Annotated in this window: 11 protein-coding genes; 4 read left to right on the top strand and 7 right to left on the bottom strand. The window is 71.3% G+C overall.

What is annotated here, in order from left to right; all coding sequences use genetic code 11:
• Nucleotides 1-240: 240 nt before the first annotated feature.
• A complete protein-coding gene (locus ORI60_RS39090) occupies nt 241-405 on the top strand; it encodes a hypothetical protein (RefSeq protein WP_177230081.1) in 165 nt (54 codons plus the stop codon).
• A gap of 2 nt (nt 406-407) precedes the next feature.
• Here the strand turns inward: ORI60_RS39090 and ORI60_RS39085 are convergent, their stop codons facing one another.
• Entirely contained in the window at nt 408-998 is a 591-nt protein-coding gene (locus tag ORI60_RS39085; protein WP_266043068.1) for a hypothetical protein, read from the bottom strand.
• The gene (locus ORI60_RS39080; protein ID WP_266043067.1) at nt 995-1,354 is read right to left on the bottom strand and encodes a nucleotide pyrophosphohydrolase; all 360 of its coding nucleotides are present in this window, start codon (nt 1,352-1,354) and stop codon (nt 995-997) included. Before ORI60_RS39080 ends, ORI60_RS39085 begins: the two co-directional genes overlap by 4 nt.
• A gap of 88 nt (nt 1,355-1,442) precedes the next feature.
• Between ORI60_RS39080 and ORI60_RS39075 the strand changes: the two genes are divergently transcribed.
• Nucleotides 1,443-2,243 carry an SDR family NAD(P)-dependent oxidoreductase gene (locus ORI60_RS39075; RefSeq protein WP_266043066.1) on the top strand — a complete coding sequence of 267 codons (801 nt, stop codon included), beginning with the start codon at nt 1,443-1,445 and terminating at the stop codon, nt 2,241-2,243.
• Here ORI60_RS39075 and ORI60_RS39070 read toward each other — a convergent pair.
• Together ORI60_RS39070 and ORI60_RS39065 are read right to left on the bottom strand one after the other, a co-directional pair.
• Entirely contained in the window at nt 2,216-3,130 is a 915-nt protein-coding gene (locus tag ORI60_RS39070) for a hypothetical protein (RefSeq protein ID WP_266043065.1), read from the bottom strand. The genes ORI60_RS39075 and ORI60_RS39070 overlap by 28 nt on opposite strands.
• A 228-nt stretch (nt 3,131-3,358) precedes the next feature.
• Nucleotides 3,359-4,258, bottom strand: coding sequence for an XRE family transcriptional regulator (locus ORI60_RS39065; protein ID WP_266043064.1), 900 nt, complete (start codon nt 4,256-4,258; stop codon nt 3,359-3,361).
• A gap of 99 nt (nt 4,259-4,357) precedes the next feature.
• Here ORI60_RS39065 and ORI60_RS39060 point away from each other — a divergent pair, with 99 nt between their 5' ends.
• Nucleotides 4,358-4,648: a hypothetical protein gene (locus ORI60_RS39060; protein WP_266043063.1), complete on the top strand. Its 291-nt coding sequence runs from the start codon at nt 4,358-4,360 to the stop codon at nt 4,646-4,648.
• On the opposite strand, the gene ORI60_RS39055 is transcribed toward ORI60_RS39060, so the two are convergent.
• Nucleotides 4,645-5,277 carry a hypothetical protein gene (locus ORI60_RS39055; RefSeq protein ID WP_266043062.1) on the bottom strand — a complete coding sequence of 211 codons (633 nt, stop codon included), beginning with the start codon at nt 5,275-5,277 and terminating at the stop codon, nt 4,645-4,647. The two genes, ORI60_RS39060 and ORI60_RS39055, sit on opposite strands and share 4 nt — an antisense overlap.
• A 48-nt stretch (nt 5,278-5,325) precedes the next feature.
• On the opposite strand from ORI60_RS39055, the gene ORI60_RS39050 reads away from it, so the two are divergent.
• The gene (locus ORI60_RS39050; RefSeq protein ID WP_266043061.1) at nt 5,326-5,565 is read left to right on the top strand and encodes a hypothetical protein; all 240 of its coding nucleotides are present in this window, start codon (nt 5,326-5,328) and stop codon (nt 5,563-5,565) included.
• A gap of 138 nt (nt 5,566-5,703) precedes the next feature.
• On the opposite strand, the gene ORI60_RS39045 is transcribed toward ORI60_RS39050, so the two are convergent.
• Nucleotides 5,704-8,334, bottom strand: coding sequence for an AAA family ATPase (locus ORI60_RS39045; RefSeq protein WP_266043060.1), 2,631 nt, complete (start codon nt 8,332-8,334; stop codon nt 5,704-5,706).
• On the bottom strand, nt 8,331-9,167 hold the full coding sequence (locus tag ORI60_RS39040) for a metallophosphoesterase family protein (protein WP_266043059.1): 837 nt from the start codon (nt 9,165-9,167) through the stop codon (nt 8,331-8,333). The genes ORI60_RS39045 and ORI60_RS39040 overlap by 4 nt, the downstream gene beginning before the upstream one ends.
• Nucleotides 9,168-9,171: the final 4 nt, after the last annotated feature.

The following is a 9,171-nucleotide window of genomic DNA, read 5'->3' as shown; positions in this document are numbered from 1 at the left end:
GAACCCGGTAGTTAAGCCCTTCTGCGCCGATGGTACTGCACTGGTTACGGTGTGGGAGAGTAGGTCGCCGCCGAACTTAATTTGCCCTGCGGGTTGAGCGCCACAAGCGCTCCCCGCAGGGCTTTTTCATGTCTACGTGCATGTGGCGCCGTGTTCATTGAGCGGCTGTCCGGGTGATGCGACCCCGGCGAGCGGGTGACGTGGGTCAAGCCAGGGTTGTTCCTCCCTACCGTGATCGTCATGAACGAGCAGTGGGCAGGGGAGGCACCTTTGCGGTGGCGAGCGCGCAGGAGGCGGGGCAGGCACGCCCGCGAGCCCGCGCCGTCATCGCAGTCGGTCCTGCCCGCAGTGCTCGGCGTCGTGCTGCTGGTGTGCCTGATCCTCCTCCTGCTGACTTACCTCTAGTCCTAGCGGGACTGCAGCGCGTCGAGCGCCACGGCCTGAGCGATCACGAGCCGGCGGTCGACGCCAGGATCCTGGATCGAGACGACGTAGTGGTCCCGGAGCCAGGTCTTCTTGTCGACGCTGAACACGGGCGCGCCGTTCTCCTTGACGAAGTCGAAGTGATACCGCATGGGGAACGGCGCATCTCCGACCACCGGAATCCACTGCCACAGCCGGCGGAAGCCCGCGAGGAACTTGTTCCGCTCCGCACCCGTCGCCTGGCCCCAGCCGTGCTGCTCCAGGTGCCAGGTGGACCTCAGCAGCGACTTGGCGAAGTTCTTGCGGAACAACCCGATCGAGCTGCCCTGCCCATCCGTCACGTCGTAGCCGCCGCCCAGGTCGAGCACCTTGCGCGCGTTGAACTCGAACAGCACGTGGTTCTTCGACGAGTCGGTGTAGATCGTGACCCGCTCCTTGATCTTGAGCCGCTTCTGCTCGGCGAAGCCGACCAGCTGGCCCGGTGCGCCGTTGTCGTCGACGAACACCTCGTACCGGTTGACCATGAACGTGACCTTCTGGTGCACATGCAGGACGTGCACGTTCTGGAGACTCACTGCTCACCCTTCTCGACTGGCACGGGAATCAGGCTCCCGGTCGGGAACCGCCGTTCATTGCGATCGATCTTGGCGAACGCGGCCTCGACGAGGTCGACACCGAGCTTGTCCGCCAGCCTGGTCAGGTAGTGCATCACGTCCGCGAGCTCGTCGCGGACGTTCCAGGCGAGTTCCGGGTCCTTCATCGCGTTCTGGGCCTCTTCGGGCGTCAGCCACTGGAAGAGGTCGGTGAGCTCGCCGACCTCTGCGGACAAGGCCATCACCAGGTTCTTGGGCGTGTGGTAGCTGTCCCAGTCGCGGGCAGCGGCGAACGCGCGCAGGGCGTCCCTCAGGTCCACGAGATCACGCTGACTCATGACCCACTGAGTACCACGTGGACGAACGAGCAAGAATGGCGGCTGCTCAAGCATGGTTCGTCCGCGTCAACGTTGATTAGCTGCAGTCATGTCAACATTGAGCGGAATCAACGCCTCGTCCATCCTCGTGCTCGGCGCCACCGGCAAGACGGGCCGCCGCGTCACCGACCTCCTCGGCCCCGCGGCACGTCCGGCCTCGCGGTCGGCGTCGACGAGATTCGACTGGGCCGTCCCGGACACGTGGGAGCCCGCCGTCGCCGGCACGACCGCCATCTACGTCGTGCCGCCGGAGAACCCCGTACTGCTGGCCGACTTCGTGCCCGTCGCGGTGAAGGCCGGCGTCACCCGGCTCGTGCTGCTGTCGATGCGCGGCGCTCCCAACGACGACCCGTTCGAGTCGGCGATCAAGGAGTCGGGTGCGGAGTGGACGATCCTGCGGCCCACCTGGTTCATGCAGAACTTCGACGAGGACATCTTCGCCCCTTCCGTCCAGCAGGGTGCGCTCGCGGTGCCCGCAGGTCAGGGCGTCCACCCGTTCATCGACGTGGTGGACATCGCCGAGGTCGCCGTCGTCGCACTGACCCGGCCCGGCCACCACGGACAGACCTACGACCTCAGCGGGCCCGAGGCGGTCTCGTTCACCGAGGTGCTGACGCGGATCACCGCGGTGACCGGAAGCCCTGTGTCGTACGCGGACATCGCGCCGGAGGAGTTCGCGGCCGCGATGCGCGGACTCGGCTACCCGGACGAGATCGCGGACCTCGTCACGATGCTGCTCGTGCGCATCCGCACGGGCGAAGAGGCGCACCTGTCCGACGGCGTGCAGCGTGTTCTCGGCCGCGAGCCGCGGACGTTCGCCGACTACTTGGGCAGCAGCAAGTTCGCTTGAAGACCGCGCGTGCCCTCGTTGGTGATCACGGCTTCACAGAGCGCGCGCCCCGTGCGGGCGCGCCACTCCTGAGTCATGTCGCAGTAGCGAAGGCCCATCGCGTAGGTGAGCTGGCCGATGCACTCGCCTTCGAGCAGAACCTCGAGCGTGTGCTCACCGATGTGAGAACCCTTGGCGATCCTGCAGTCGCGGAGCTCGGCGATGACGTGCACGGGAGTGCGGCCGTTCACCACGCGGTGCAGCACGTACTGATGGGCGTCCTCGCCCACGACGGCGACCTGCTGTTCGGCCGGCAACGTCGGCGCCGTGCCGAGTGCCTCGTGATCGAGCAGCAGTAGGCGCGGGGCACCGAGGTGCAGGTGCACGCCATGGCGCTGGCCGCCCCCGATGATGCGGGCCGGGCACGAGCCGACTTCGCCGCGTTCGGCCAGGTCGAGCAGGAGGGACTGGTAGTCGGCGGCCTGTTCGGTGCGCAGGTAGCCGGCGGTGACCGCGGTGCCCTCGCCGCGCAGCAGGTCGACCCGCACCGCGCGCTCGTGGCGGCCGGCGGACTCCGGTACGAGCACCGCGGTCGCCAGGAAGGACGTGTCGTCCCTGGGATCGGACGCGGAGAGCCTGGCCACCTCGGCGATGGCGTCCTGGTGGTGTGCCTCGCCGACGATCGACACCCGCCCGGCCGTCGACAGCCGGCGAAGGCGCGAACGGGTCCGGGCCGGCACGATCTGGTCGGCCGTCTTGTTCTTGGTGCCGGCGAACATCAACCCGAACAGCGCGAGACCGATGACGAAGCCCAGAGGGCCGAAAGCAACGGTCAGAACCAGCGCGAGCACGGCTACGGCGATCAAAACGGCGGCAGGCGAGGGTTCTGTGCGTTGCTGCATCGTCATGGGGCATCCTCACGACTCGGCTTCCCGTCACTCTCAGTGTCGGGGATGCCGGGCGATGCGTTTCACAAATCGCTCGTTTGGCCTAGTACGACGGACTGCGAACTCCAACCAGTGACCGGAGAGTCCCGGAGACGAAGCTCCAGCTGCTCGCGAACGCGCCGGAACACCGAACAGCCCACGTCCGACCGGTGCCTACCGCAAGAACATCATGTGCAGACTCACGTCTGATCAGTTGACCAGGGTGAGGCGCGCACGTCCTCTCGGCCCTGGTTCTCCGCCACCCGGTAGTGCGGTCAGCACGAGTCCGAACACCAGACCGTTCAGCTCTTCCAGGCCCAGGTTCAGCTCTTTGGCCACCTGCGACGGTGTCGTGCCGTTCTCACGGAGAACCCGGAACACCTTCGTGAGCAGCTTCGACGTCTCCCGGCGCGTCATACCGCCCTGCACGAGGCTGTGGACGTTCGCCCACTTCGCGAACTGGTCCCTGCCCACGTGCCAGTGCCGGTGGTCGGTGCCGGGCAGTTGTCGCTGGGGCATCAGGAACTCGGCGGCGAACTCGTGAGGCTCGTCGTGCCCGAGGAGCACCGCGAGCTGGACGGCCGCGTCGAACCGGGCCTGCTCCGGCGTCGCCGACGGGGCGAGGAAGACGAACGGCGTTCCGTTGTGCCAGCAGGAAAACGCCACCTGCCAGGCGCAGTCGACCGGCAGCGAGAACACCCGCACGCCGTGGGACTCCAGCAGCTGCACCATGTTCGGCGCCGGCCCGGCGGCGAGCCGCCACGCGTCGCGCGTGCCCTGCGGCGAGGTGCGCGGCGGCGGCAGGTCGGGCTGGGGGAGCACGAACAGCCGGTCCAGCCATCCGTTGAACTCGATCGCGAGCTGCGCCGCCGCCGTCGCCTGTGCGTCCTGCGGCGCGTTCTGCGGCCTCGGCGGTTCCGGCGCCGCCAAGAACTCGGCGGGAAAACCGAGCGCACCCGCCAGCGACTCGACCGCGGCGGCCTGGGGCCTGCGCTGCCCCCGCTCGTACTCGCTGATCGCCCGCGCCGGCACGCCCGACTTCCGCGCCAGCTCGGCCGCGGTGAGACCGCGCCGGGTGCGGGCGAGCGTGAGTCGCGAGGGGGTGAGCATGATCCGGTCATTGTCGCCGGTGGCGCGACGGACTGCCAGGCGGGTCCTGGCACGCCGGTCGGATCAGCGCGGCTCGGCTGTTCGGCGTAGCTTCGGGACGTGGTGCGGAGGGATCATGAACTGTGGCGCGGCCTGATCGGGCGCAGCGCCTGTTTCGGGGCCTGGCTGCTCGGCCTGCTCTTCCTGGGCCTGGCGGTCGTCGGCCTGATCCGGTGGCCGCACTGGGTGTGGGCGGCACCGATCGCCTGCGCGGTGCTCGCGCTGGCAGCTACCTACCGGCTGCGGCACCTGGGCGGAACGGTCCTGCTCGGCGTGCTGACCGTGGTGCTGCTGGCAGGTGCCGGCGCACTGACCCACGTCGCCGTCGGCGTCGCGCGGCCGGTGTTCTAGCGGCGCAGCGCGATCGGGAAGTCCACCTCCTCCGGACCGTCCACGTTGGGCGCCTTGAGCTGCGGGAACTCCATCGGCGGCAACGGGATCCGATGCGCCCACCGCTCGATGACCTGGTTCTGCGGCGTCGGCTCCGGCTGCGACACCTCGCGCAACACCACGAGCCGGTCTTCGAGCTGCAGCGGGTACGTCACCAGGAACCACAACTTCAGCCCCTCGCTGCGCGCGCCCTCGAACAGCGCGAACTGGTCGTGGTCGTTGTCGCGCATCATCGCCGCGAGGGCGGGCCCCTTCGCGTAGTCGCTGCGCAACGGCGCGTCCGGCGACCCCGTGCCCCGGTTGCCCTGCAGCGTGCCGAGCAGCACCGGACGCGACGGGTGCCGGATCAGCCCCGCGTTCCAGTGGTCGAGGCGCTGCCACCCCTCGGCCGCCAGCAGCTGCCGCAGCGTGCCCACCCGGTGGATCCAGTCGAGCAGGCCCGGCGCGTTGGTCGGCCCGAACGGCGGCGAGGCGGCGCGCGCGTCGATGCCGGCGGCGATCGCCCTGTCGAGGACCGCGGTGCGCAGGCCCAGGTCGGCGAGCCTGTCGTCGGTGGTGGGGGTGAGCTTGCGGAAGGCGGCGTTGGTCATGGGCCGACGGTAGCGACGAGGTCTGACATTTCCGGGAAACTGCTGGTCGTGTACCGCTACGTGGATGCGGGTCCCGCTCCGCCCGCCACCTCCGAGGCCACATCGAGGGTCATGCGCCGCACCCGCCGCACCGGCACCGCGCCGGAGCTGGCGGTCCGGCGGGCGCTGCACCGCCGGGGGCTGCGCTACCTCGTCGACGTCGCCCGCCGGGCACCAACCGCCGCAGACGTGTCGACGTGTTGCTACTGCTGTGAGGGACAGTGCCCGGAGCACGGTCAACTGCCGTAGGCGAACCGCGCGTGGTGGCGCGTGAAGCTGCAGGGAGTGGTCGCGCCCCCCCGCGCGGGGGGCGCCGGCCGGCCCCCCCCGGGGGGTCGGGGCCCCCGCCCCGGGCCGGGGCCACCGCACCAGCGACCTTTCTCCCGGTCAGGCCGCCACCGGCGTGAGCTGGTGCAGCACGTCCCGCTCACCCAGCCGTTCCTGTGCCCACTCGGCGACCGCCGCATCCTGCGCGAACAGGACGATCTGCCGGTCCGCGGACAGCTGCAGCAGCAGGTCCAGCACGGCGCGCGTGCGGGCGTCGTCCGCCTGCACGGTGACGTCGTCCAGCAGCAGCGGACAGGACTCGGTGGCGAGGTGCTGGGCGAGGGCCACCCGCAGCAGCAGGTAGATCTGTTCCGCGGTGCCGAGGGACAGGCGCGAGGCCTGGTGCCACGACTCGGAGGCCGCGCGCACGCGCACGGTCAGTGTCGACGGGTCCACTGCGGCGTCCACGTAGCGGCCTTCGGTCACCGAGGGCAGCCACGTGCGGAGCGTGTTCTCCAGGGCCGGGGCGATGGTGCTGTGGACCTTCTCGCGGGCCGCGGTCAGGTAGCGGGAGGCGAGGCCGATGGCCTCCACCTCGGCGGTCACCTCGGCGAGGACCGCGGTGGCGGCCTGCACGGCCTCCTCGGCGTCCGGGACGCTCGGCAGGGTGCGGGCCAGTTCGGCGACGGTGGCCGCCAGCGAGTCCGCGGACTCCGCCAGGGCCGGGTCCACCGGCTCGCAGGCGGCGTAGCGGGCGGCCGCCTCCAGCAGGGTGGCGTGGTGGGTCTGGGCGGCGGAGAGGGTGGCTTCCAGGTCGTCCAGGGTGCCCGCGGCGATCAGGGTCTGGAGTTCGGCCCACGCCTTCTGCTCGTCCTCGGCTTCGCGCAGCAGGCGGTCCCAGCCGCGTTGCCACTCGGCGATCGCGCGCAGCAGGTCCTCCGGGCGGTCGCCGGTGCCGCCGATCGCCGTGACGGCCTCGCGCAGCAGGCCCAGGGCCCGGTCGTGCGCGGCGGTCGCCTCGGCGACGGTGGCCTCGGCCAGGCGGCGGTCCGCCAGGGTCTGGGCCAGCTGGGGGCGCTGAGCGGCCATCGACGCCTGGCGGGCGCGCACCTTGCAGTCGGTCTCGTAGTCCACCAGCAGTTCCGGCACGGTCATCGAGGCGTCGATCTTGCCGCGCGCCGCGAGCTCCACCCGGATGGCCTTCTCGGTGCGGGCCACTTCGGACACCAGGTCGGCGTGGTCGGCCTCCCACGCGGCGCGGTTGGCCAGGCGCCACAACGTCTCGCGGTCCGCGGGCACGCCCAGGGACGCGCACTCGGCCACCGCCTCGTCGTGCACGCGCGCGGCTTCCGCTGCCACCGCGCGCTGGCCCTCGGCCTCGGCCATGGCGCGGTCCGCGCTGAACAGCACGCCCCGCGCCCTGGTGGCGGCGGCCGCGCGTTCGGCGGCGAAGGTCACGGCGGTCTCGCGTTCCTCGGCGTTGCCGCGGGACATCGCGCCGCCGACACCGGCCACCAGCGCGGCGACGAGGACGCCGGCGGAGGCGAGTTGCTGGCCGGTCAGGAACAGCAGCAGGCCCACCAGGCTCGTGAGGCAGCTCAGCGCCAGCAAAGCGTTGCGCAGGAACGGGTTCGGCAGCGCGATCTCCTGCACGTGCGCCGCCGCCACGTCCGCCTCGACCTGGGTGCGGGCCGCGCAGGCGGCCGCCTCGTCCTGGTTCTGGCGGGCGTTGTCCGCGTCGACCGATGCGGTGATCAGGCGGGCCCCGGCGGCCGGGTCCAGGCGCGTGGCGAGGCCGCGCAGCACGGACGGTTCGGCGTTCGTCGGCGGTGAGGGCCGGCGTTCGTGGTGCGCGGCGGCGACGGCGGACGCGGTCGCGTAGGCCGAGGCCACGACGCGCAGTTCGTCGTCCAGCGCGGTCTCGCCGACGGGGAAGTCCGGCAGGGCCGCGAGCTCGGCCTCCAGCGCCGCCGCGGACGGTCCCGGCAGCACGCGCGGGGTCGGTGCGGCACGCCACGCGGCCAGCGCGCGGTTGACCACGCGGGCCAGTTCCTCCTGCGTGGCGAGCCCGGACGGCGGCGAGTCGCCGAAGCGCTCCTGCAGCTCGGCCAGCCGGGCCACCCTGGCGGAGATCGAGTCGAGCGACTGCGCGTGCGTCTGCACGGCCAGGCGGGCACGAGCGGCGGCGGCCGAACGGGCCTGCGCGCTCAGCTCCAGGTAGCGGGTGTGCTCACGGCGAGCCGCGGCCAGGTCCGTCTCGGCTTCGCGCAAGCGGTTCCGCGCGTCCCGCAACGCGTCCACGGGCGCGGTCAGCCGTTGCAACGCCTGCTCCACCGTGCCGTCCGTGCCCGCGGTGGCCGCCGCCCGGCGCAGGTGGTTCTGCAGGCCGTCCGCCGCGTCGAGCACGGTCAGCAGCTGTGCCTGGTCCACGCACGCGGTCGCGGCGAACGACGTGCGGTCCAGCCCCACCCAGCGCGCGGCGTCCGGCGCCAGGTCGGCGTTCAGGTCGCGGTCCACCGAGACGACCTCGCCCGACTCCAGCGCCACCGTGGCCGCCACCCGCCAGGAGTCGCCCCGCCACGGACGGTGCCGCGCCGAGGGATCACCGCACAGGGCCGCGCGGATCGCGGCGTGCCAGGACGACTTCGCGGACTCGTTCACACCCGACACCACGGTGAGACCGGGCGCCAGCGGCAACGTGCGGTCGTGCAACGGCCCGAACGCGTGCGCGGTGACGGACTCGATCCTCATCGTTCCTCCAGCGCCCGCAGGCCGGCCGACAGCACGCGGCCGCGCAGAGCCACGTCGAGAGCGGGATCGGCGAGCACGTCGCGCACGAACTGACCGCGCACGGTCCGTTCCGCGGCGACGGTGTCGAAGTCCAGCAACGGGAACGTCCTCTCGGAGTCCAGCCAGCCGAGCGACCGCGAGGCCGACACGTCGAACACCTCGCGCGACACGGAACCGTCCTCGTGCACCGTGCACAGAACGGCTCCGCGTTCCCCGGTCTCGCCGGGTGTCAGCGGATCGGGGTTGCCGGGGAACGTGTAGTCGGTGGCGTGCTCCGGGGTGTGCACGTGCCCGAGGAACGCGTGGTCCAGGCCGGTGATCGCGACGTCACCGGGCGTGGAACCGTGGCACAGGGCCACGTTCACACCACCCCGGTTCACCGCGAAGCCGTCCAGGACGTCTCGCGCCGGGCCGGGTCCGACGTGCGCGGCGCCCCACAGCGTGATGCCGTCGGCGAGTTCCACGGGGGTCATCGACTCCGACGAGAACACGTGCACGTTCGGTGTCCAGTCCACCTGCTGGTAGACCGACTGCGGCCCGTACCAGTCGTCGTTGCCCGGGGCCAGGAACACCGGTACCGGGCAGTCGAACGACGAGCGCAGGAACTCCGCGGTCGAGGGGGAGCAGCGATCGTGCTCGTACAGGTCGCCGGCGCAGAGCATCGCGTCCACGCCGGATTCCTCGGCGAGGTCGACGATGCGGCCCAGCGTGTCTCGCAGTGCTTGACGCCGCTCCGGGCCCGCGCTGGAAAAGCGCGTGTCCAGGTGCAGGTCCGCGAACAGCAGCAGTTTCACCAGT

It is taken from the genome of Lentzea sp. NEAU-D7, assembly GCF_026242055.1.
Taxonomy (GTDB): Bacteria; Actinomycetota; Actinomycetes; order Mycobacteriales; family Pseudonocardiaceae; genus Lentzea.
This window is presented reverse-complemented; position numbering and strand designations above follow the sequence as displayed.

What these genes read in the sequence shown, in the direction of transcription:
- ORI60_RS39065 (WP_266043064.1), bottom strand. Translation starts at nt 4,258, where the DNA reads ATGCTCACCCCCTCGCGACTCACGCTCGCCCGCACCCGGCGCGGTCTC.
- ORI60_RS39055 (WP_266043062.1), bottom strand. Translation starts at nt 5,277, where the DNA reads ATGACCAACGCCGCCTTCCGCAAGCTCACCCCCACCACCGACGACAGG.
- ORI60_RS39070 (WP_266043065.1), bottom strand. Translation starts at nt 3,130, where the DNA reads ATGACGATGCAGCAACGCACAGAACCCTCGCCTGCCGCCGTTTTGATC.
- ORI60_RS39080 (WP_266043067.1), bottom strand. Translation starts at nt 1,354, where the DNA reads ATGAGTCAGCGTGATCTCGTGGACCTGAGGGACGCCCTGCGCGCGTTC.
- ORI60_RS39075 (WP_266043066.1), top strand. Translation starts at nt 1,443, where the DNA reads ATGTCAACATTGAGCGGAATCAACGCCTCGTCCATCCTCGTGCTCGGC.
- ORI60_RS39045 (WP_266043060.1), bottom strand. Translation starts at nt 8,334, where the DNA reads ATGAGGATCGAGTCCGTCACCGCGCACGCGTTCGGGCCGTTGCACGAC.
- ORI60_RS39090 (WP_177230081.1), top strand. Translation starts at nt 241, where the DNA reads ATGAACGAGCAGTGGGCAGGGGAGGCACCTTTGCGGTGGCGAGCGCGC.